This window comes from Streptomyces sp. cg40, assembly GCF_050320165.1.
Lineage (GTDB): Bacteria > Actinomycetota > Actinomycetes > Streptomycetales > Streptomycetaceae > Streptomyces > Streptomyces hokutonensis.
In genome coordinates this window covers 4,336,518-4,358,786 of the sequence record NZ_CP190128.1, presented here as the reverse complement: position 1 = coordinate 4,358,786, position 22,269 = coordinate 4,336,518, and the positions used below count along the sequence as shown (strand labels likewise).

Genomic DNA, 22,269 nt, shown 5'->3' with positions numbered 1-22,269 from the left:
CTTCGTACGAAAAAGTACATAAATATATATTGAGCGACACTTCGGAGGTTCGCCTGTTACGACGAGAAAGCGCGTGTCGTTGGGAGCATGGCGGTCGTGATGCCGATGACCCACCGCCGACCGTCGTTGTCGCCCCTCCTCACCCGGATGCGCGACCGATCCCCCGGACTGGCCGCCAGCCTCTTGGGTGGCGCGGTCGCGGCGGGGCTCGGTCTCGGTTCCTTCGCCGTGCTCGTGATGGTGCTGTGGATCAGCTCGCCGTACCCGGACAGCGGACCCGGCGGCGCCCTGCACATGGCCGCCGCGCTCTGGCTCCTCGCACACGGCGTCGAACTGGTCCGCACCGACACCCTCTCCGGAATCCCCGCCCCCGTCGGCGTTACCCCGCTGCTCCTCCTCGTCCTGCCGGTCTGGCTGCTGCACCGGGCGGCCCGGGACGCCGTGCTGGGCGGAGCCGACGAGGACACCGACATCCCGCCGGTCCCGGCCCGCACCGCCTGGACCGGCGTCGCCCTCGGCTACCTCGCCGTCGGCACCGGCGCCGGGCTCTACGCGTCCGGCGGCGAACTCTCCCCCTCCTGGAGCTGGACGGCGGTGTGCCTCCCGCTGCTCGCGGCGGGCGCGGCAGGTTCCGGCGTCTGGACGGCGTACGGGCGCCCGCGTGAACCCGTGCTGAGCGTGCTGGTCCTGCTGCCGGCCGGGCTGCGGCGCCTGGTCCTCGGCCCGGAGGCCCGCGAGTCCCGGGCCCGGATCGGCACCGCGGTGCGCGCCGCCGGTATCGGCACGGCGGTGTTCGTCGGGGGCGGCGCGCTGCTGCTCACGGCGTCCCTGGTGTGGCACGGCGGCGCGGCGCAGACCTCGTTCCTGCGGCTGACGGAGGCGCTGTCGGGCCGGTTCGCCGTGCTGCTGCTCTGCCTCGCGCTGATCCCGAACGCGGCGGTCTGGTCGGCGGCCTACGCCCTCGGCCCCGGCTTCGCGCTCGGCGCCCGCCACACGGTGGACCCCCTCTCCTCGGCCCCGGCCCCGCTGCTCCCGCCGTTCCCGCTCCTCGCGGCGGTCCCGGACGCGGGCGCCGGAACCCCGCTGAACTGGCTCGCGGGGCTGGTGCCGCTGACCGCCGGGTTGCTGGCCGGGTGGTTCGTGGCGCGGGTCGCGGTGGGGCAACGGGGCGACGGCGAGGGCCAGTTGACGAAGTCGGGGAGCGCGGGCGGTCCGGCGTCGTCGCCCTGGCCGCAGGGCCGTACCGCCGCCACCGCGCTGCTCGCCGCCGCCCTGTGCGCCGTGGCGCTGGCGCTGTTCGCGGAGTTGTCGGGTGGTCCGCTCGGGGGTGCCGCGCTCGCGCGGTTCGGGCCGGTGTGGTGGCAGACCGGGGGAGCGGCGCTGGCGTGGCTCGCGGTGGTCGCGGTGCCCACGGCGACGGGGCTGCGGGCGTGGCGACTGCGGGAACCCAGGGTGCCGAAGCCGATGATCGGGAAGCCGCGGGAGGACGCGTCCGAGGAGGCGCCGGACGCTCCGCCGGGACGCCGCCTCCTGAAGCCGTTCACCGCCGCCCGGGGTCGGTTCACCCGCAGGCCGAAGGCCACGCCCGTACCTGTTCCCGTACCGGTCCAGCCTCCCGTCGACCAGCCGTACATCGCCTACGACCACGATCCGACGTTCGATCCGTACGACTTCCTGCCCGCCGACGTCCCGTCGGGGCCCTCGCCCACCCCCTGGTACGACGACGCCTCCCGCGAGGCCCGCTGGGCGGCTCTGCGGGAGGCGGCGACTCCACCGGAACAGCCGGAACGCCCGGAACCCACGGACGGGTCCGGGCCGAACTGACCGGCGCCGTCCGTCAGTTGGCGGTTCCCAGCAAGCCCCGCAGATCCTTCGGCAGGAGCTGGTTGCAGGACTGCTTCGCCTCGTTCGTCAGGGCGTCGTTCGTGCAGGTGTAGAAGTCCTTGTAGGCCAGCTGCGCGACGAACATCGCGGCGACCAGGGCGATGGCGAGGGACGCGGTGACCAGGCCGCTCACCGCTGCCGTCGTCTGGGGGCGGCCCGCCGGCTCGGGCGCGGCCGGGGTGTCCGGGTCGCCGGGGCGGGGCTTGGCGCGCAGGGCGCTGCCGCCCCAGTAGAGGGCCAGCGCGCCGAGCAGCAGGGCCACGTACGGCCAGCTGAAGAGGGCGAAGAAGAAGGCCCACATGCCGCTCAGCAGGGCGTAGCGGGCGCGCCGCTGGGCCGGGTCCGTCGGGTCCCAGCGCATGCCCTGGCCGGGGCCGGGACCGCTCGGGCCCTCGGGGCCGCCGCCGGGTCCGCCCTGGCCGCCGGGCCGGTCGCCGAAGCCGCCCTGGGAACGCCCGGGCTGCCGGTCGCTCCACTGACTGCCCCACGGCGAACGACCGCCGTCCCCCTTCGAGGCGTCGCTGTCGCCGCCCTCCGGGCGCCGCGGCTGCCACGGCCGGTCCGGGGTGCCCTCGGGCGGCGGGGCGAACGGGTTGTCGTCCTGCCCCGCACCGCTCTGTCCCTCCGAGGGCGCGTCCGGCGGCGACGAGGGCCGCTCCCGGAGCAGCACGGTGCCGCGCTCCCCTCCCTGCAACGACTGCGGGGGGAACGCGAGGAGTCGGGGACTGCGGTCCGGCATCAAGTGAGCGTCTTCCCCTTGTTGAATACGTCTCTCCGACATGAGCTGTCACTTCGTGAACGCGTCGCACGACAACCGCGTTCCCGAACCCGCTCTCCCCAGACGCTACCTTCCGGCCACGCCCCCGTCCCGTGGGGGCTGTCCGGTGTGCCGGTATCGTTGCTGACGGTCGGCCGCTTCGTAGACTTCCCCGTATCCCGGGGCGCGAAGCATTCGTATGAATGCACGAACGGGCCGCCCGCACGCACCCCGCTCCCCCGAGAAAGGGCCCCGCCGTGGCCGCCAAGCCCGTGGCCAAGCGCCTTGTCGTGCTGGTCTCCGGTTCCGGTACGAATCTTCAGGCGCTGCTCGACGCCATCGCGACCGAGGGCGAGACGGCGTACGGAGCCGGGATCGTGGCCGTGGGCGCTGACCGCGAGGGCATCGAGGGCCTGGCCCGCGCCGAGCGCGCCGGACTGCCCACCTTCGTGTGCCGGGTGAAGGACTTCGCGACCCGCGAGGAGTGGGACGCGGCCCTCGCGGCGGCGACCGAGGAGTACGAGCCCGATCTGATCGTGTCGGCCGGGTTCATGAAGATCGTGGGCAAGGAGTTCCTCGCCCGTTTCGGCGGCCGGGTCGTGAACACGCACCCCGCCCTGCTGCCCAGTTTTCCGGGGGCCCACGGCGTACGGGACGCGCTCGCGTACGGCGCCCGGGTCACCGGCTGCACCGTCCACTTCGTCGACGACGGCGTCGACACCGGACCGATCATCGCTCAGGGCGTGGTCGAGATCCGGGACGAGGACGACGAGAGCGCTCTGCACGAGCGCATCAAGGAAGTCGAGCGAAGGCTGCTCGTCGATGTCGTGGGGCGGCTGGCCCGCAACGGCTATCGCATCGAGGGACGAAAGGTAGTTATCCAGTGACCGCCGAGAGCAACAAGCGAGCCATCCGACGGGCGCTCGTCAGCGTCTACGACAAGACCGGCCTCGAGGAGCTGGCGCGCGGCCTGCACGAGGCGGGCGTGGAACTCGTCTCCACGGGCTCCACGGCCGGCCGTATCGCCGCCGCCGGCGTCCCCGTCACCAAGGTCGAGGAGCTGACCGGCTTCCCCGAGTGCCTGGACGGCCGGGTCAAGACCCTGCACCCGAAGGTGCACGCCGGCATCCTCGCCGACCTGCGGCTGGAGAGCCACCGCCAGCAGCTCGACGAGCTGGGCGTGGCCCCCTTCGACCTGGTGGTCGTCAACCTCTACCCGTTCCGGGAGACCGTCGCCTCGGGCGCCTCTCCCGACGAGTGCGTTGAGCAGATCGACATCGGCGGCCCCTCCATGGTCCGCGCCGCCGCCAAGAACCACCCCTCGGTCGCGGTCGTCACCAGCCCCGCACGCTACGCCGACGTCCTGAACGCCGTACAGAACGGCGGCTTCGACCTCGCCACCCGCAAGCGGCTCGCCGCGGAGGCCTTCCAGCACACGGCTTCGTACGACGTGGCCGTGGCGAGCTGGTTCGCGTCCTCGTACGCGCCGGTCGACGAGTCGCAGTTCCCCGACTTCCTCGGCGGCACCTGGGAGCGCGAGAACACCCTGCGCTACGGCGAGAACCCGCACCAGCCGGCCGCGCTCTACGTCGACGCCTCGGGCGGCGGTCTCGCCAAGGCCGAGCAGCTGCACGGCAAGGAGATGTCGTACAACAACTACACGGACACGGACGCCGCGCGCCGGGCCGCCTACGACCACGCCGAGCCCTGTGTCGCGATCATCAAGCACGCCAACCCCTGCGGTATCGCGGTCGGTTCGGACGTCGCCGAGGCGCACCGCAAGGCGCACGCGTGCGACCCGCTGTCGGCGTTCGGCGGGGTGATCGCCGTCAACCGGCCGGTCAGCAAGGAGCTGGCCGAGCAGGTCGCCGAGATCTTCACCGAGGTCATCGTCGCGCCGGACTACGAGGAGGGCGCGCTCGAGGCCCTCGCCAAGAAGAAGAACATCCGGGTGCTGAAGGCCCCGGGCGGCCCGGCGAACGCGGTCGAGTTCAAGGCCATCGACGGCGGGGCGCTGCTCCAGGTCACCGACCGGCTCCAGGCCGACGGCGACGACCCGGCCAACTGGACGCTGGCGACGGGCGAGGCGCTGTCCGAGTCCGACCTCGCCGACCTCGCCTTCGCGTGGAAGGCCTGCCGCGCGGTGAAGTCCAACGCGATCCTGCTCGCCAAGGACGGTGCCTCGGTCGGCGTCGGCATGGGCCAGGTCAACCGCGTCGACTCCGCGAGGCTCGCGGTCGAGCGGGCGGGCGCCGAGCGTGCCCAGGGTTCGTTCGCCGCCTCGGACGCGTTCTTCCCGTTCCCGGACGGGCTGGAGATCCTCACCGAGGCCGGCGTCAAGGCCGTTGTCCAGCCGGGCGGTTCGGTCCGTGACGAGCTGGTGGTCGAGGCCGCGAAGAAGGCGGGCGTCACGATGTACTTCACGGGGACGCGGCACTTCTTCCACTGACCCGGAGATGTACGGCCAAGGGCGGTGCCCCACTGGGGGCACCGCCCTTGGCCGTATCGCTCGTCACTTCTTGATGACGATGGTGTTCGCTGCCTTGTCGTGCCAGCCGCGCAGCTGGCCGGTGTTGTCGAAGAAGGGCGAGATCACGATCAGGACGTATCCCAGGCCGCACGTGATGTAGCCGAGCCCGATCGGGAAGCCCCACCGGACCAGGGCCGGGCCGAAGGTCGGCTTCTGGCCGGTGCGTGAGTTCACGATGCGCATGCCGAGAATCATCTTGCCGGGTGTCGTGCCCATCGTGCTGACGAAGATGACGTCGTAGAGGATGAACGTGAGCGCGGAGACCAGCAGCGACGCGAGGAGTGAGCCGATCGCCAGCCCGCTCGACCCGCTGCCGCTGGAGCTCGCGAAGGCGGCTCCGAAGATGATCACGTTGAGAATGATGACGATGATGTAGGCGAAGACCATGTCGAGCAGTCGGGCGCCGAACCGCGCGCCGTAGGTGCCGACTTCGACCACACCGAGACCGGGCACGTTCGCGTAGCCCTCGGGGATCTGGCCACCGGGCTGCTGCGGATAGGCTCCGTACGGAGGCTGGCCGGCCTGCTGCGGGTAGCCGTAACCCGCCTGCCCCTGCGGGGGCTGCTGCGGGTAGCCGTAACCGGGCTGGTTCTGCGGGGGTTGGCCGAAGCCCGGTTGCCCCTGCGGGGGCTGCTGCGGCTGGCCGTATGGGTTGTTCGGGTCGCCAAAGCTCATGGCGCGGTTTCCTCCGTTGGTAGTGCGGGGACGTCGCGGAACGCTTGGAGGAAGATCACAGATGCGGCCCGCTCCCCCCAGCAATGCCGCGGTACTGCGCCGCTCATCGTTCTTTAGTTCTTGCTTACTTGTCCAGCCGCATTCCCGATATGTTGTACAAGTGGAATCCTGGCGATCATGGTGGGAAGCCCGCTCCGAGTTGGTGAGGCAGGTCCTCCTTCGGGGGCGGATTGGAACCCGGAGGGTGTCATCCGCGAGTATGGGTTCATGACTGCCCAGATTCTCGATGGCAAGGCCACCGCAGCCGCGATCAAGTCCGATCTGACCGCCCGCGTGGCGGCGCTGAAGGAGAAGGGCGTCGCGCCCGGCCTCGGCACGATCCTGGTCGGGGACGACCCCGGCAGCCAGAAGTACGTCGCGGGCAAGCACCGCGACTGCGCCCAGGTGGGCATCGCCTCCATCCAGCGCGAACTGCCCGCCACCGCCACGCAGGAGGAGATCGAGGCGGTCGTCCGGGAACTCAACGAGGACCCGGCCTGCACCGGCTACATCGTCCAACTCCCGCTCCCCAAGGGCATCGACGAGAACCGCATCCTGGAGCTGATGGACCCGGACAAGGACGCCGACGGCCTCCACCCGATGAACCTCGGCCGCCTCGTCCTCAACGAGCCCGCCCCGCTGCCCTGCACGCCGAACGGCGTGCTGACCCTCCTGCGCCGCTACGGCGTGGAGATCAAGGGCGCCGAGGTCGTGGTCGTCGGACGCGGGGTCACCATCGGCCGCCCGATGCCGCTCCTGCTCACCCGGCGCAGCGAGAACGCGACCGTGACCCAGTGCCACACCGGCACCCGCGACCTCTCCGCCCACCTCAAGCGCGCCGACATCATCGTGGCCGCCGCCGGTTCCGCCCATCTGATCCGGCCCGAGGACGTCAAGCCGGGCGCCGCCGTCCTCGACGTCGGGGTCTCCCGGAACGCCGACGGCAAGATCGTGGGCGACGTCCACCCGGGCGTCGCCGAGGTCGCAGGCTGGATCTCCCCGAACCCCGGCGGAGTCGGCCCGATGACCCGCGCCCAGCTTCTCGTCAACGTGGTCGAGGCGGCGGAGCGCAGTGTCGCCTGACAGCAAGGAACCGGCGGGCAAGGAACCGGCGGGCAAGGGGACGACTGGGACGGGGACGGACGCCGTGGACGACATCGAGGTGACGGACCCCGTCAGCGCCCCCGGCGCCGACGGCGTCCCGCGCCGCACCACCCGCCGCTTCCCCCTCTTCACCCGCGACACCGCCCGCCCCGAGGGCGGCGGCCGGGCCGCGTCCGGTGCCGCCCCGGCACCGGCCCGCCAGTGGCCGATCCTCGCGGTGCTCTGCACGGTCGGCCTCGGCCTCCTGCTGACCGCCTTCGACGTCTTCCGCTACGGCACCCTGCTCATCGGCGCCGCCCTGCTGGCCGGCGCCGTCCTGCGCTGGGTCGTGCCGGACGTCGGCATGCTCGCCGTACGCTCCCGCTTCACCGACGTCGTCACCTACTGCGTGCTCGGCCTCGCGATCGTCCTGCTGGCGATGATGGCGCAGCCCAAGCCGTGGCTGGTCATCCCGTTCCTCAAGGACACGCTGCACTACACGGTCAACACCAGCTGACAGCCGGTCGGTTCACGACACACGACGGCGGCCCGTCCCCTCCCCCGAGCAAGGACGCGCCGCCGTCTGCGTTTCAGCGTGCCGCGCGGTGAGCGGGCTGTTCAACGGCTGTCAGCGCGCTGTGGCAGGGAGGTGACCGTTTCGCTACGCGGTCCGCACCCCGCCGCGACGAGGGAACCGTTCCCCTTCCGGCGTCGTCATTTCGCTCGGAACGGGCAAGTGGGGCGGGCCGGCGGGCGAGCGGGCGGGCGGTGGAGGTGCGATGAGCGGCTGGCAGCCGCTGCCGGACGAACTCCCGGCGGAGGTACGGCACTTCGTGGAACACCTGCGCCTCCTCAAGGACCGCACCGGGCTGAGCCTGGCCGCGCTCGGCGCCCGCACCGCGTACAGCAAGTCCTCCTGGCACCGCTATCTCAACGCGGGCCAGCCGCCGCCCCGGCAGGCGGTCGTCGCGCTGTGCCGGGTGGCCGGCGCCGACCCCGAACGCATCGGGGTGCGCTGGGAGTTGGCGGTGCAGGCCTGGCCCCGCCCGGTCACCGTCCCGGAGCGGGCGGCCGACGGGGACGAGTACCGGGACGATCCGACCCTGCCCTGGTGGGACACGCCGCCCGAGAAGGGGGAGCGCGGGCCCGGCGGAGGGCTGCTCCGGTACGCGCTGGTGCTGCTGGTGCTGCTGGTGCTCATGTTTCTCATGGCCGTTGTGGGGGCCGTTGTGCTCGGGTGAACGCCGGTATGTGCCCAGTGTGTCGATGTATTGACAAGTTTGCGGATTTGCAACGAACTCGACCAACAACCGCGTTAGCGTGGGCGATTCAGGGCAGAGGGGGGAAAGCAATGCCTCGTTGGAGGGCCTTGCCGGATGAACTCGATCCGCAGGTCAAGGAGTTCGCGGGTCAGCTGCGCCGGCTCGTGGACCGCAGCGGCCTGAGCGTCGCGGCGGTGGCCGACCGCACGGGTTACAGCAAGACGTCCTGGGACCGCTATCTCAATGGCCGGCTCCTCGCGCCGAAGGGCGCGATCGTCGCCCTCGCGGAGGTCACCGGCACCCATCCCGTCCATCTGACCACGATGTGGGAGCTGGCCGAACGGGCCTGGAGCCGCTCCGAGATGCGGCACGACATGACCATGGAGGCGATGCGGATCTCCCAGGCGCGGGCCGCGCTCGGCGAGTTCGGGGCGCCTCCCGCGAGCGCACAGAGCGGCAAGGCACAGAGCGGCAAGGCCGAGGGCGGGAAAGCCGAGGGCGGCAAGGCGGCCCGCAAGGGCGGGAGTGCCACCGCGACCCCGGGGATCGCGGGCCCGGCGGGGGTGTCCCCGACGGTGCCGCCGCAGCCGGCGGCGCCCGAGCCCGACGTACGGGAAGGTGCCTCGCAGGTCGGCAACTCGTGGGGGCTGGCGGGGTATTCGGGGTCGGCGTCCGGGGCGGGGCAGTCCGGTGGCGCGGGTGGTTTTGCCGCTGGACCGGCGGCTGCCCGGCCGGGGGCCGGGCGGGGGCCGGAGACTCCGGTGCCGCACGGCGAGCTGCCGCGGGCGCCCCGGCCCGGGCCGCCGGACGGACTGGCCGGTGCCAGACGGCGGTTGCTGATGTTCGTCGCCGGGGTCGTCGGGGTGCTGGTCGTGATCGCGGCCGTGTTCCTGTTCACCAACAAGGGTGACGGGGACAAGAAGACGAGCGCCACGCACACCTCGGCCTCGCCGTCCGTCAGCACGAACCCCGACCTGCCGGCCGGAGTGAAGTGCGCGGGCGCGGGCTGCACCGGCAAGGACGCCGAGGCGATGGGCTGCACCACGGACGCGGGCGCGGCGACGACCGCCAAGACCGCGACCGTCGGCACGACCGTCGTCGAGGTCCGCTACAGCAAGACCTGCGGCGCCGCCTGGGGCCGGATCACCGCGGGTGTCCCGGGGGACTCCGTGCAGGTGAGTGCGGGCACCACGAAGGAGAGCGACGGCATCACCGCGGCCGGCGACACCATCGCCTACACCCCGATGGTGGCGGTGAAGGACGCCGGCGAGGCGAAGGCCTGCGTGACGCTGGCCTCGGGACAGAAGGGGTGCACGACTTAGGGCGCGCAGGACGCGTCTGTGGGGATTCGGTGAACGTGAGGAATGGCCGGCCCGGATCGGGGCAGGCGGTCAGCACCCCCACGGGAGTCCGGACCCCCGGTACCCCCCACGGCGGTCGTCCGGTGTTCCTCTCCCGAGCCGGACGGCCGCCTTTTCCGTGCCCCGAACCGGGCGCTGTGGGGTGGGCCACACGGACCCGGCAGTCCGCGATCCCGGATGCGCGATAGCCTGACCGGTGGATCTCTTGACGCCAAGAGATCGATCATTTGTACGTCCCGCACCCCGGGGCAGTGCCGCCCCACCGCCAGCTGTCATACGGAGAACGCCATGACCCGCACTCCCGTGAACGTCACCGTCACCGGCGCGGCCGGCCAGATCGGTTACGCCCTGCTCTTCCGCATCGCCTCCGGCCAGCTGCTCGGCGCGGACGTGCCGGTCCGGCTGCGTCTCCTGGAGATCACCCCGGCGCTCAAGGCCGCCGAGGGCACCGCGATGGAGCTCGACGACTCCGCCTTCCCGCTCCTTCAGGGCATCGACATCACGGACGACCCGAACGTCGCCTTCGACGGCACCAACGTCGCCCTCCTCGTCGGCGCCCGCCCCCGCACCAAGGGCATGGAGCGCGGCGACCTGCTCTCCGCCAACGGCGGCATCTTCAAGCCGCAGGGCAAGGCCATCAACGACAACGCCGCGGACGACATCAAGGTCCTCGTCGTCGGCAACCCGGCCAACACCAACGCGCTCATCGCGCAGGCCGCCGCCCCGGACGTACCGGCCGAGCGCTTCACCGCGATGACCCGCCTCGACCACAACCGCGCGCTGACCCAGCTCGCGAAGAAGACGGGCACCACGGTCGCCGACATCAAGCGGCTGACCATCTGGGGCAACCACTCCGCCACCCAGTACCCCGACATCTTCCACGCCACGGTCGCCGGCAAGAACGCCGCCGAGACCGTGAACGACGAGAAGTGGCTGGCCGAGGACTTCATCCCGACCGTCGCCAAGCGCGGCGCCGCGATCATCGAGGCCCGCGGCGCGTCCTCCGCGGCCTCCGCCGCGAACGCCGCCATCGACCACGTCCACACCTGGGTCAACGGCACGGCGGACGGCGACTGGACCTCCATGGGCATCCCCTCGGACGGCTCCTACGGCGTCCCCGAGGGCCTCATCTCCTCCTTCCCGGTCACCACGAAGGACGGCGTCTACGAGATCGTCCAGGGCCTGGACATCAACGAGTTCTCCCGCGCCCGCATCGACGCGTCGGTGAAGGAGCTGGAGGAGGAGCGCGACGCGGTCCGCTCCCTCGGCCTCATCTGAGCCACCCCCGGGAGCCGTTCGCCACGGCTCTGTCACGGGCATGCACGGGCCCTGTTCCGGTTTCGGCCGGAACAGGGCCCGTTCCCTGTTTCCGCCGCTAACTTCGGAAGGTGTACGAAGAGGCACGCGGTGGGGTGATTCGGGGGGTTCGTGATGAGCGACTGGAACGGCTTCGGGGCGGAGCGCGGGCCGAGCGAGGAGAGAGGGCAGGCGCCCTGGTCGGTGTGGTCGACGGCCGAGACCCAGACCTCGCTGACCCCGCCGGCGTGGGTGTCGCCGCCGACGCCTGTCCCGGCTCCGGCTTCCGCACCCGCTCCCGCTCCGGCTCCCGACCACCGGGTCCGGCGGGTGGTCCTCGCGGTCGTCGCCGCCGTGGTGCTGGGCGCGGGCGCGGGTGGCGGCTTCTGGTACGTCACACACGGGCGCGTCGCGCACGACCACGTGGACACGAGTACGAGTACGAGCGCGGGCGCGGGCGCGAGTTCGGGCACAGGCGCAGGCGCAGGTGCGACCGGGCCCGGATCGTCGTACCGCACCGCCCAGGACCCCACCGGCTACACCGTCGAGATCCCCCGCGGCTGGACCCGCGCCCAACGGCAGGGCGCCAAGGCCCCGGTGGTCTCCTACGACTCCCCGGACGGCACCCGCCGCCTGCAGATCTTCCGGATCACCGAGAACTCCCCGGCGCTGTCCCTCGACCTCGCCGAGAACGACCCCGGCTACGGCTTCGCCCGCCAGCCCGGCTACCAGGTCCTCGACCGCACCTCGGGCCCCACCTGGGCCGAACTCACCTACCGCTACGACGACCAGGACAAGGGCGCCCGCCGGGTGATCGACCACCGTTTCACGGCGGCCGACGGCTCGCTCTACGCGATCCGGTCCAGTGGCCCCGAGTCCCTCGATCCCGCGCTGGTCCGCGCCCCGCTCACCACCGCGATCGGTTCCTTCTGCCCGGCCGGCGCGAGTTGCTGACTACTCCAGCCCCCGCTTCCCCGGCGCCCAGAACGGCTTGGTGAGGACGGACCGCCGGTCCCAGCCCAACTCCCGTACGAGCACCTGCCGTACGGCCTGCACGGTCCGGGCCTCCCCGGCGACGTAGGCGATCCCGCCCGGCCCGGGGGCGAGGTCCCGCACCGCGTCCGGGAGTGAAGTCCCGCCCCTGGTAAGCCAGTCGAGACGGTCGGAGTGGGTCAGCGGCAGCCGGTCCGCGTCCGATTCCGTTTCTACGGCCCCGGAGATCCGCGCCCCCTCGGGCAGCGCGGCCAGCATCGCGCCGAAGGCGACGGACGCCGTCTCCTCGCCGACGAAGAGGTGGTGGGAGGCGTCGGGCCGGAGGGTGAAGGTCCCCTCGGGCTTCCGCAGCCGCACCTGCTCGCCGACGCCGACGCCCTTCCCCCAACGGGCCCCGGGTCCCCCCTCGGAGTGGTCCAGCACGCACAACTCGACGGCGCCGGACGGGTCGTAGCGCCACACCGAGTACGTGCGCAGGGTCAGGCCGCCGACCAGGACGCGTACCTGCTGGCCGGGGCGGACGTCGAGTCCGGCGAGGGTGTTGCCCTCGACGCGCAGCCGGCGCATCCGGGCGGTGATCGGCTCGGCGGCGGTGAGGGTGGCGCGGAGGGTCACCAGGTCGAGGACGGGGTTCAGGAGGGCGGTGGGCACGGGGGCTCCTCAACTGGGTGATGCGTGAGGGGAGTTGATGTTCGGACGCAACGCGATATTACGCGTTTCCCGCCGGACGCGATAGTGCGTGTGGGCATTGGTGGACCGGTACGCGAGGTGTGTGGGTCAGCGGGCGCCGGGCAGTCGCTTCTCGAACCAGTGGGACGCGTAGACGTGGTCGACGTAGGCCGGGATCTCCGTGTAGCCGCACGCCCGGTACATCGCCTGCGCCTCGGTGAGCGTCGCGTGCGTGTCGAGTCGTACGACGGCGAAGTCGTGCGCCGCGGCGGCGAGTTCGAGTTCGGTCAGGATGCGGCGGGCGAGGCCCAGGCGGCGGGCGTCGGGGTGGACCCAGACGTGCCGGATCTCGCCGACCCCGGGCTCCAGGGTCCGTAGCGCTCCGCACGCGACCGGCCGTCCCTCCTCGTACGCGACGAAGAACGCGCCTGCCTCCCCGGTCACCTCCTCCGGCCGTACGAGATCGGTCTTGTCGAAGCCCTCGGGGAAGCGGGCGTCGATGTCGGCGGCGTAGGCGTCGAGGCAGGCGCGGGCGTCCTCGGCGGCGCCGTCGACCAGGGCGACCGTGATGGCGGCCAGCCGGAGGAGGCGCTGGGTGGTCGCCAACGCGTGGGTGAGTTCGGTGCGTTGGGATGCGGTGAGGGTGGTGAGGAGGCCGGAGGCGAGCGCGTCGGCGCGGCGGTGCTGCTCCTCGACCTCGATCCGTCCGGCCGGGGTCAGTTCGATCAGCCGCAGCCGGGTGTCGTGCGGGGGCACGGTCAGCCGGACCAGGCCCTGCGCCTCCAGGGCCTTCGCCATCCGGCTCAGATAGCCCGCGTCCAGGGCGAGCCGGGCGCGCAGCTCCCGCAGCGAGACACCGTCACCGATCTCGAAGAGCAGCCGGGCCTCGCCGAGCGGGCGGTCCTGGCCGAGGTAGTGGTCGTCGAGGGCGCCGATACGGCGGGTGAAGTAGCGGTTGAAGCGGCGGAGGGCGGCGATGTCCTCCGGCCGTACTTCCGGTGCGGATTCCGTTACTGGCTCCATACTTCTTTGACTTTAGTCAAAGGAGTGGCCGGAGTCCACGGTGGTGCGGCTTTTGTGCCCTTGTTCAGTGACTCGGCCCACTTTCGGCCAGGCATCGCGCATGCATACGGACCGTCCGGGCAGGCGCTCGCAGTCCCCGGGAGTGACAGTTGGGTGACGCTCGGGCGCTGAACAGGAACGGAAGGCAGTACCGATCATGGCGGAGAAGACGGAACAGCAGGCGGGGAAGACCATTCACGCGGGCGGGGAGTGGCTGGAAGCGGCCTCCGGTGCCACCCGCGAGATCATCGACCCCGCGGACGCGCTGCCGTTCGCCGTGGTCGCGGAGGGCGACGAGAAGGACACCGACATAGCCGTCGCCGCCGCCCGCGCCGCCTTCGACGGCAGCGACGGGGGCGACGGGCGCGGCAGTGCGGGGGTTCGCGGTGAGGGCGCCTGGCCGCGCACGCCCGTCGCCGAGCGTGCCGCCCTGCTGCGCCGCGTCGCCGACCTGCTGCTGCGCGACCGCGAGCGGCTCGGTCTGCTGGAGAGCCGGGACGCGGGCAAGACCGTGGAGGAGGGCCGGGTCGACATCGACTGTGTCGCCGACGCCTTCCGCTACTTCGCCGACCTCGTCGCCGCCGAGGCCCCCGGCCGGGTCGTCGACGCGGGCACGCCCGACGTCCACAGCGTCGTCGTGCACGAGCCCGTCGGTGTCTGCGCGCTGATCACGCCCTGGAACTACCCCCTCCTCCAGGCGAGTTGGAAGATCGCGCCCGCCCTCGCGGCCGGCAACACCTTCGTCGTCAAGCCCAGCGAGATCACCCCGCTCACGACGATCGCCCTCATCGAGCTGCTGGTCGAGGCCGGGCTCCCGGCCGGTGTCGCCAACATCGTCACCGGCCCCGGCCACACGGTCGGCGCCCGGCTCGCCGAGCACCCCGACGTCGACCTCGTCTCGTTCACCGGCGGCCTCGTCAGCGGCACGAAGGTCGCCCAGGCCGCCGCCGTGACCGTGAAGAAGGTCGCCCTCGAACTCGGCGGCAAGAACCCCAACGTCGTCTTCGCCGACGCCTGCGCCACCGAGGAGGGCTTCGACACCGCCGTCGACCAGGCCCTCAACGCCGCCTTCATCCACAGCGGCCAGGTCTGCTCGGCGGGCTCCCGGCTCATCGTCGAGGAGACCGTCCGCGAACGCTTCGTCGCCGAACTCGCCCGCCGCGCCGCGAAGATCCGCCTCGGCCGCGGCACCGAGGACGGCGTCGAGTGCGGCCCCCTCGTCTCCGAACAACAGCGCGCCAGGACCGAGTCGTACGTCGCCGGTGCCCTCGCCGAGGGCGCGGTGCTCCGCTCCGGCGGCAGGCGCCCCGAGCCGTCCGCGACCCTCCCCGCCACGGGCTACTTCTACGAGCCGACCGTCCTCGACCAGTGCCACCGCGAGATGACCGTCGTACGCGAGGAGGTCTTCGGCCCGGTCCTCACCGTCGAGACGTTCCGCACCGAGGACGAGGCGGTCGCGCTCGCCAACGACACCGAGTACGGCCTCGCGGGCGCCGTCTGGACCACGGACGCGGGCCGCGCCCGCCGCGTCGCCGGCCGGCTCCGGCACGGCACCGTCTGGATCAACGACTTCCACCCCTATCTCCCCCAGGCGGAGTGGGGCGGCTTCGGCAAGAGCGGCGTGGGCCGGGAACTGGGCCCCTCCGGACTCGCCGAGTACCGCGAGGCCAAGCACGTGTACCAGAACCTGGCGCCGGGGCCGGTGCGTTGGTTCACCGGCTGACGCCGGGATCTGCGGCCCACCCAAGGGGCGCGGGTCTGTGCCGACATGCGGCTCCGCCGCGTGGGCGCGACCAGCCACAACGCACCCGCACCCGACAACACCACCCCCAACCGGAGTTGCTCCATGCCTGAGACCCCCCACGTATACGACTACGTCGTCATCGGCGGCGGAACGGCCGGCTCCGTCATCGCCTCCCGCCTCACCGAGAACCCCGACGTCACCGTCGCCGTCATCGAGGGCGGCCCCAGCGACGTCGGCCGCGAGGACGTACTGACCCTGCGCCGCTGGATGGGCCTCCTCGGCGGCGAACTGGACTACGACTACCCCACCACCGAGCAGCCGCGCGGCAACTCCCACATCCGCCACAGCCGCGCCCGCGTCCTCGGCGGCTGCTCCTCGCACAACACCCTCATCGCCTTCAAGCCGCTGCCGTCCGACTGGGACGAGTGGGAGGCTGCCGGCGCCAAGGGCTGGGGCGCGATCTCGATGGAGGCGTACTACGCCCGCCTCCTCAACAACATCGTCCCCGTCGACGAGAAGGACCGGAACGCCATCGCCCGCGACTTCGTCGACGCGGCCCAGGAGGCGCTCGGCGTCCCGCGCATCGAGGGCTTCAACAGGGCCCCCTTCACGGACGGCGTCGGCTTCTTCGACCTCGCCTACCACCCCGAGGACAACAAGCGGTCCAGCGCGTCCGTGGCGTATCTCCACCCGGTGATGGACGAGCGCCCCAACCTGACGCTCTTCCTTGAGACTTGGGCCCACCGGCTGGAGCTGAACGGCACCCGCGCCGAGGGTGTGCACGTCCGCACCGAGGACGGCGAGGAACTCCTCGTCCGCGCCCGCCGCGAGGTCGTCCTCTGCGCCGGGGCCGTCGACTCCCCGCGCCTGCTGCTGCATTCGGGAATCGGCCCGCGCAAGGATCTCGAAGCACTCGGCATCCCGGTCGCGGTCGACCTTCCGGGCGTCGGCGAGAACCTCCTCGACCACCCGGAGTCGGTGATCGTCTGGGAGACCGACGGGCCGATCCCGGAGAACTCCGCGATGGACTCCGACGCGGGCCTGTTCGTCCGCCGCGATCCCCAACACCCGGGCCCCGACCTGATGTTCCACTTCTACCAGGTCCCCTTCACCGACAACCCCGAGCGACTCGGCTACGAACGCCCGGAGTTCGGCGTCTCCATGACCCCGAACATCCCCAAGCCGAAGAGCCGGGGCCGCCTGTACCTGACCAGCGCCGACCCCTCGGTCAAACCCGCCCTGGACTTCCGCTACTTCACCGACGAGGACGACTACGACGCCCGCACCCTCGTCGACGGAATCCGCATCGCCCGCGAGATCGCCCGCACCGAACCCCTCGCCGGCTGGCTCAAGCGGGAAGTCGCCCCCGGCCCGGAGATCCTCGGCGACGCCGAACTGAGCGAGTACGCCCGCAAGGTCGCCCACACCGTCTACCACCCGGCGGGCACCTGCCGCATGGGCGCCGAGACCGACGAACTGGCCGTGGTGGACCCGGAGTTGCGCATCCGCGGCCTGGCCGGCATCCGTATCGCCGACGCCTCCGTCTTCCCGACGATGCCCGCCGTGAACCCGATGATCGGGGTGCTCATGGTCGGCGAACGGGCCGTCGACCTGATCGGGGGCGGTGCGTGATGAGTACCTCAACTGCCGTGAACAGTCCCGTCTTCTCCGTGGAGGGCCTGTGGAAGGTCTTCGGTCCGAAGGCCGGCCAGATCCCCGCCGACCCCGAACTCGCCGCCCTCGACACCGCCGAACTCCGCACCCGCACCGGCTGCACCGCCGCCGTCCGTGACGTTTCCTTCGACGTGCGCAAGGGCGAGGTCTTCGTGGTGATGGGCCTGTCCGGCTCCGGCAAGTCCACCCTGGTCCGCTGCCTCACCCGCCTCATCGAACCGACCGCGGGCACGATCGCCATCGACGGCGAGGACGTCCGCGCCATGGACCGCAACCGGCTGCGCGAACTCCGCCGCCACCGCGCCGCGATGGTCTTCCAGCACTTCGGCCTCCTCCCGCACCGCACGGTCCTCGACAACGTCGCCTACGGCCTGGAGATCCAGGGCATCGGCAAGGCAGAGCGCCGCCGCCGGGCCGCCGAGGTCGTCGACAAGGTGGGCCTGGAGGGGATGGAGCAGCGCCGACCCGCTCAGCTCTCCGGCGGTCAGCGTCAACGCGTGGGCCTGGCCCGGGCGTTGGCGGTGGATCCCCAAGTCCTCCTGTTCGACGAGCCGTTCAGCGCGCTCGACCCGCTGATCCGGCGGGACATGCAGGAGGAGGTCGTCCGGCTGCACCACGAGGAGGGCCGCACGATGGTCTTCATCACCCACGACCTCAACGAGGCGCTGAAGCTCGGCGACCGCATCGCCCTGATGCGCGACGGCCGGATCGTCCAACTCGGCACCCCCGAGGAGATCGTGGGCTCCCCGGCCGACGACTACGTCCGCGAGTTCGTACGGGACGTACCGCGCGCCGACGTCATGACGGTCCGTACGGCGATGCGGCCCGGGGACTGCGGGGGAGCGGAGCACCCCGGCGCGCTCGCGGCCGACGCGGTCGTCGCCGAGGCGATCAAGGTCGTGTCCCGCAGCGGCCGGCCCGCGTGTGTCGTGGAGGACGGCCGCTGTCTGGGCGTGGTCGACCAGGCACGGCTGCTGGACGTCGTGGCGGGGGCGGAGCTCGCCGATAGCGGCAGGGAGGCGGTCTGATGGCCACGGTCACCGCACCCGCCCCGCGCCTCGCCCTGCCCGGCGTCCTCCGGCACCGGGCGGCGCACAAGCTGCTGCTGCTCGCGCTCGCCGCGGCGGTCCTCGTGCCGCTCGCCGACGCCCACTGGTCCAGCGGCAGTTGGCCCGGCGCCCTCACCGTCGACCTGTCCGGACCGCTGGGCCGGGCCAACGACTGGATCATCGACAACCGCGACAGCTCCCCGCTGTTCCTCTACTTCTTCGGCTACATCAGCAACGCCGTCGTCCTGTCCGTCCGCGCCGTCTACCTGGTGCTCCTCGCGGCCGGCTGGGCGGGCGTCACCGCGCTCGGCGCGCTCGTCGCCTGGCGGGTGGCGGGCGTCCGGCTCGCGGTCGGGACCGGTGTCGCCTTCCTCGTCTGCGGGCTGCTCGGTATGTGGGTGCCAACCATGCAGACGCTCGCGCTCATGGTGGTCGCGGTGCTCACCTCGGTCGTCGTGGGCGCGCTCCTCGGCCTGGCCGGCGGCCTCTCCGAGCGGGCGGACCGCGCGCTGCGCCCGGTCCTGGACACCATGCAGGTGCTCCCGGCCTTCGCCTACCTCCTCCCCGTCGTCCTCGTCTTCGGCATCGGCGTCCCCGCCGCCGTCCTCGCCACCGTCGTCTACGCCGCCCCGCCCATGGCCCGCCTCACCGCGCTGGGCCTGCGCGACGCCGACCCGGAGGTCCTGGAGGCCGTCGAGTCCCTGGGCGCCACCGGACGCCAACGCCTGGTGACCGCCCGCATCCCGCTGGCCCGCAAACAGCTGCTCCTCGGCCTCAACCAGACGATCATGATGGCCCTCTCCATGGCCGTCATCGCCTCCGTCATCGGCGCCGGAGGCCTCGGCGACCGCGTCTACCAGGCACTCGCGTCCGTGGACGTCGGCGCGGCCCTGGCCGCAGGCATCCCGATCGTGCTGCTGGCCGTCGTACTCGACCGGGTCACGGCGGCGGCGGGCGAGCGTATGGGGGAGCAGGGACCGGGTCTCCGCCCGTGGCTGTACGCGCTCGGCGCCACCGTCGCCGTAGCACTGGCCGCTCGTCTCGCCGGAGCCCTCGACTGGCCCTCCGGCTGGTCCCTCGACATCGCCGAACCGGTGAACCGCGTCGTCGACTGGATGACCGCCCACCTCTACTCCGGCGTCCCGTACCTCGGCGGCACCGCCGACTGGGCCGGCCACTTCACCACCTGGGTCCTGGACCCCGTACGCGACGGCCTGCAATGGCTGCCCTGGTGGGCGGTCCTCCTGATCGTCGCCGCGCTCGCCTGGGTGATCGGCACCTGGCGCACCGCGCTCACGGCGGTCCTCGCCATGGCCGCGACCGGTGTCCTCGGGGTGTGGAAGCCGTCGCTCGACACGCTGTCGCAGGTCCTGGCCGCCGTGGCCGTCACCCTCGTCCTCGGCTTCGCGACCGGCATCGCCGCAGCCCGCAGCGACCGCTTCGAACGCGCCCTGCGCCCCGTCCTCGACGTCTGCCAGACCATGCCGCAGTTCGTGTACCTGATCCCGGTCGTCGCCCTGTTCGGCGTGGGCCGCGCCCCCGCCGTCGCGGCGGCCGTCGTCTACGCCCTTCCCGCCGTCGTCCGCATCACCACCCAGGGCCTGCGCCAGGTCGACCCGGCCGCCCTGGAGTCGGCCCGCTCGCTCGGCGCGACCAGCGCCCAGCAGCTGCGGCAGATCCAACTCCCGCTCGCCCGCCCGGCGTTGCTCCTCGCCGTCAACCAGGGGGTCGTCCTCGTTCTCGCCGTCGTCATCATCGGCGGCCTGGTCGGCGGTGGCGCGCTCGGCTACGACGCCGTGTTCGGCCTGGCCCAGGGCGACCTGGCGACCGGCCTGGTCGCGGGCGCCGCGATCGTCTGCCTCGGCCTGATGCTCGACCGCGTGACCCAGCCGACCGAACGCCGCACCAGGAAGGGAGCCTGACATGCGAGTCCGTACGACCGCTGCCATGGCGTCGCTGGTGCTGCTCACCGGTTGCGGCGCCGCCGACATGACCAAGCAGGCCTCGCCCTTCGCCAACGCGCAGGGTGCCAGGACGGTGACCCTCTCGGTCCAGTCCTGGGTGGGCGCGCAGGCCAACGTGGCCGTCGCGCAGTACCTGTTGGAGCACAAGCTCGGCTACCGCGTCGACACCGTCCAGGTCGACGAGGTCCCCGCGTGGGACGCGCTCAGCCAGGGCCGGGTCGACGCGATCCTGGAGGACTGGGGCCACCCCGACCAGGAGAAGCGCTACGTCGACGACAAGAAGACGATCACCCGCGCCGGCGGCCTCGGGGTCACCGGGCACATCGGCTGGTACGTCCCGACCTACCTGGTCAAGCAGCACCCCGACATCACCGACTGGAAGAACCTCGACAAGTACTCCGCGCTGTTCCGCACCGCCGAGAGCGGCGACAAGGGCCAGCTGATGGACGGTTCGCCCTCCTACGTCACCAACGACAAGGCCCTGGTGACCAACCTGAAGCTCGACTACCAGGTGGTGTTCGCCGGTTCGGAGGCCGCGCAGATCACCCAGATGAAGCAGTTCGCCAAGGAGAGGAAGCCCTTCCTCACCTACTGGTACGCACCCCAGTGGCTCTTCAAGAAGATTCCGATGACAGAGGTGAAACTCCCCGCCTACAAGGAGGGCTGCGACGCCGACGCGGCCAAGGTCGCCTGCGCCTACCCCCACACCCCACTCCAGAAGTACCTCAACACGGACTTCGCGCGGAGCGGCGGCAGGGCGGCGGCCTTCCTGAAGAGGTTCAAGTGGACGACCGAGGACCAGAACGAGGTCTCCCTGATGATCGCCGACCAGAAGCTGTCTCCGGCCGACGCGGCGAAGAAGTGGGTGGACAGCCACCCCGGCACCTGGAAGGCGTGGCTGTCCTGACGGCTGACGGCTGACGGCTCAGCGCTTCAGCTCGGCGGCCATCCCCTGCAACGCGCGTGCCGTCCACCGCTGAAGCCCCGGCCCGAACGTGACGCGCGTGGCCCCGAGTTCACCGAGTTCGGTGGGCGTGGGGCCCTCGCCGTCCGCCCGCGCGAACACGTTGACCGGCCCCTGGACACCCGACCGCAGCAGCGGCAGCACAGCGGTGGGCGCCGCGATCGGATAGACGCAGTCCGCACCCGCCGCGACATACAACGCGGCCCGCTCGATGGCCCGTTCGGGGTCTCCGTCGCCGTACTCGAAGGTGTCGACCCGTGCGTTGACGAACAACCGGTCCGCCGCCTCGGCCCGTACCTCGGCCAGCCAGTCGGCGTGCCGCCGTGGGTCCTTGAGCACACCCCTCTCGGAGTCCTCCAGGTTGCAGCCCACCGCCCCGGCCTCCAGCAGCCGCTCCACCAACTCCTTGGGCGCGAGCCCGTATCCGCCCTCGACGTCCGCCGACACCGGCACGTCCACGGCCCGCACGATCCGCGCGACCGCCGCGAACATCTCGTCCGCCGGAGTCGCCCCGTCCTCGTACCCCAGCGAGGCGGCGACCCCGGCACTGGGCGTGGCCAGCGCCGGGAACCCGGCGTCGGCGAACACCCGCGCACTCACCGCGTCCCAGGGCCCGGGCAGCACGAGCGGATCACCGGGCAGCCGCCGCAGATGCAGACTCCGGAACAGCTCGACCCCGCTGCCGACCGACCCCCGTGTCCGCACGGTCACTTGTGCTGTCCCGCCTTGTAGTGCCCCGGCACCATCCGCGCACTGACCCCGAACCGGTTCCACGCGTTGATCACCGTGATCGCGGCGATCAGCTGGGTCAGTTCGGCCTCCTCGAACTGTCCGGCGGCCCGGTCGTAGACCTCGTCCGGCACGAAACCGTCCGTGAGGACCGTGATCGCCTCGGTCAGCTCGATCGCCGCGAGCTCCTTCTCGGTGTAGAAGTGCCGCGACTCCTCCCACGCCCCGAGCTGGATGATCCGCTCCACGCTCTCGCCCGCCGCCAGCGCGTCCTTGGTGTGCATGTCGAGGCAGAACGCGCAGTGGTTGAGCTGCGAGGCGCGGATCTTCACCAGCTCCAGCAGCTTGGGGTCGAGCCCCCGGCGGGCCGCCGCGTCGAGGCGGACCATCGCCTTGTAGACCTCGGGGGCGTGCGCGGCCCAGTCCAGGCGGGGGCTGTGTTCGGAGGCGTATCGGGTGGTTTCGTCAGTGGTCATGCCTCGACCCTAGGCAAGCGACGGCCCACGAGCATGGTCCAATTCGAAGGCATGATGG

Annotated in this window: 20 protein-coding genes; 14 read left to right on the top strand and 6 right to left on the bottom strand. The window is 71.9% G+C overall.

All coding sequences use genetic code 11. From position 1 onward, the window contains the following. Window positions 1-87: 87 nt before the first annotated feature. Window positions 88-1,824: a DUF6350 family protein gene (locus ACQHII_RS19175; protein WP_427920447.1), complete on the top strand. Its 1,737-nt coding sequence runs from the start codon at window positions 88-90 to the stop codon at window positions 1,822-1,824. A gap of 13 nt (window positions 1,825-1,837) precedes the next feature. On the opposite strand, the gene ACQHII_RS19170 is transcribed toward ACQHII_RS19175, so the two are convergent. Further along, the gene (locus tag ACQHII_RS19170; protein ID WP_427920446.1) at window positions 1,838-2,623 is read right to left on the bottom strand and encodes a hypothetical protein; all 786 of its coding nucleotides are present in this window, start codon (window positions 2,621-2,623) and stop codon (window positions 1,838-1,840) included. 275 nt (window positions 2,624-2,898) lie between these two features. Between ACQHII_RS19170 and purN the strand changes: the two genes are divergently transcribed. Both purN and purH read left to right on the top strand, forming a co-directional pair. Beyond that, window positions 2,899-3,528 (top strand): phosphoribosylglycinamide formyltransferase, encoded by a 630-nt coding sequence (gene purN, locus ACQHII_RS19165; protein ID WP_427920445.1) that lies wholly within the window; start codon window positions 2,899-2,901, stop codon window positions 3,526-3,528. Further along, window positions 3,525-5,090 (top strand): bifunctional phosphoribosylaminoimidazolecarboxamide formyltransferase/IMP cyclohydrolase, encoded by a 1,566-nt coding sequence (gene purH, locus ACQHII_RS19160; RefSeq protein WP_427920444.1) that lies wholly within the window; start codon window positions 3,525-3,527, stop codon window positions 5,088-5,090. The genes purN and purH overlap by 4 nt, the downstream gene beginning before the upstream one ends. Window positions 5,091-5,153: 63 nt before the next feature. Here the strand turns inward: purH and ACQHII_RS19155 are convergent, their stop codons facing one another. Next, on the bottom strand, window positions 5,154-5,846 hold the full coding sequence (locus ACQHII_RS19155) for an RDD family protein (protein ID WP_427920443.1): 693 nt from the start codon (window positions 5,844-5,846) through the stop codon (window positions 5,154-5,156). A gap of 267 nt (window positions 5,847-6,113) precedes the next feature. Between ACQHII_RS19155 and ACQHII_RS19150 the strand changes: the two genes are divergently transcribed. From ACQHII_RS19150 to ACQHII_RS19125, 6 genes are all read left to right on the top strand, one after another. Next, window positions 6,114-6,968: a bifunctional methylenetetrahydrofolate dehydrogenase/methenyltetrahydrofolate cyclohydrolase gene (locus ACQHII_RS19150; protein ID WP_427920442.1), complete on the top strand. Its 855-nt coding sequence runs from the start codon at window positions 6,114-6,116 to the stop codon at window positions 6,966-6,968. A gap of 64 nt (window positions 6,969-7,032) precedes the next feature. Then, entirely contained in the window at window positions 7,033-7,485 is a 453-nt protein-coding gene (locus tag ACQHII_RS19145) for a DUF3017 domain-containing protein (protein ID WP_427925354.1), read from the top strand. Window positions 7,486-7,747: 262 nt separating this feature from the next. After that, window positions 7,748-8,209, top strand: coding sequence for a helix-turn-helix domain-containing protein (locus tag ACQHII_RS19140; RefSeq protein WP_427920441.1), 462 nt, complete (start codon window positions 7,748-7,750; stop codon window positions 8,207-8,209). 128 nt (window positions 8,210-8,337) lie between these two features. After that, window positions 8,338-9,552 (top strand): DUF2690 domain-containing protein, encoded by a 1,215-nt coding sequence (locus ACQHII_RS19135; protein WP_427920440.1) that lies wholly within the window; start codon window positions 8,338-8,340, stop codon window positions 9,550-9,552. A gap of 327 nt (window positions 9,553-9,879) precedes the next feature. After that, window positions 9,880-10,869: a malate dehydrogenase gene (locus ACQHII_RS19130; protein WP_093628716.1), complete on the top strand. Its 990-nt coding sequence runs from the start codon at window positions 9,880-9,882 to the stop codon at window positions 10,867-10,869. A 153-nt stretch (window positions 10,870-11,022) separates the two neighbouring features. Further along, a complete protein-coding gene (locus ACQHII_RS19125) occupies window positions 11,023-11,841 on the top strand; it encodes a hypothetical protein (protein ID WP_427920439.1) in 819 nt (272 codons plus the stop codon). Here the strand turns inward: ACQHII_RS19125 and ACQHII_RS19120 are convergent, their stop codons facing one another. Then, window positions 11,842-12,531 (bottom strand): siderophore-interacting protein, encoded by a 690-nt coding sequence (locus ACQHII_RS19120; protein WP_427920438.1) that lies wholly within the window; start codon window positions 12,529-12,531, stop codon window positions 11,842-11,844. It abuts the gene before it with no gap. Between the two features lie 126 nt (window positions 12,532-12,657). Then, window positions 12,658-13,572 (bottom strand): bifunctional helix-turn-helix transcriptional regulator/GNAT family N-acetyltransferase, encoded by a 915-nt coding sequence (locus ACQHII_RS19115; RefSeq protein WP_427920437.1) that lies wholly within the window; start codon window positions 13,570-13,572, stop codon window positions 12,658-12,660. Between the two features lie 196 nt (window positions 13,573-13,768). Here ACQHII_RS19115 and ACQHII_RS19110 point away from each other — a divergent pair, with 196 nt between their 5' ends. The 5 genes from ACQHII_RS19110 to ACQHII_RS19090 all read left to right on the top strand — a co-directional run bounded on the left by ACQHII_RS19110 (window position 13,769) and on the right by ACQHII_RS19090 (window position 20,949). Next, the gene (locus tag ACQHII_RS19110; RefSeq protein WP_427920436.1) at window positions 13,769-15,334 is read left to right on the top strand and encodes an aldehyde dehydrogenase family protein; all 1,566 of its coding nucleotides are present in this window, start codon (window positions 13,769-13,771) and stop codon (window positions 15,332-15,334) included. Between the two features lie 123 nt (window positions 15,335-15,457). Further along, on the top strand, window positions 15,458-16,987 hold the full coding sequence (locus tag ACQHII_RS19105; RefSeq protein ID WP_427920435.1) for a GMC family oxidoreductase: 1,530 nt from the start codon (window positions 15,458-15,460) through the stop codon (window positions 16,985-16,987). After that, a complete protein-coding gene (locus ACQHII_RS19100; protein ID WP_427920434.1) occupies window positions 16,987-18,057 on the top strand; it encodes a quaternary amine ABC transporter ATP-binding protein in 1,071 nt (356 codons plus the stop codon). Before ACQHII_RS19105 ends, ACQHII_RS19100 begins: the two co-directional genes overlap by 1 nt. Then, window positions 18,057-20,000 carry an ABC transporter permease gene (locus ACQHII_RS19095; protein WP_427920433.1) on the top strand — a complete coding sequence of 648 codons (1,944 nt, stop codon included), beginning with the start codon at window positions 18,057-18,059 and terminating at the stop codon, window positions 19,998-20,000. The genes ACQHII_RS19100 and ACQHII_RS19095 overlap by 1 nt, the downstream gene beginning before the upstream one ends. A 1-nt stretch (window position 20,001) precedes the next feature. Then, complete coding sequence (locus ACQHII_RS19090; RefSeq protein ID WP_427920432.1) at window positions 20,002-20,949, top strand: ABC transporter substrate-binding protein; 948 nt, start codon at window positions 20,002-20,004, stop codon at window positions 20,947-20,949. A gap of 18 nt (window positions 20,950-20,967) precedes the next feature. Here the strand turns inward: ACQHII_RS19090 and ACQHII_RS19085 are convergent, their stop codons facing one another. After that, on the bottom strand, window positions 20,968-21,717 hold the full coding sequence (locus ACQHII_RS19085; protein WP_427920431.1) for an isocitrate lyase/PEP mutase family protein: 750 nt from the start codon (window positions 21,715-21,717) through the stop codon (window positions 20,968-20,970). Beyond that, window positions 21,714-22,211, bottom strand: coding sequence for a carboxymuconolactone decarboxylase family protein (locus ACQHII_RS19080; protein WP_427920430.1), 498 nt, complete (start codon window positions 22,209-22,211; stop codon window positions 21,714-21,716). The genes ACQHII_RS19085 and ACQHII_RS19080 overlap by 4 nt, the downstream gene beginning before the upstream one ends. Between the last annotated feature and the right edge of the window lie 58 nt (window positions 22,212-22,269).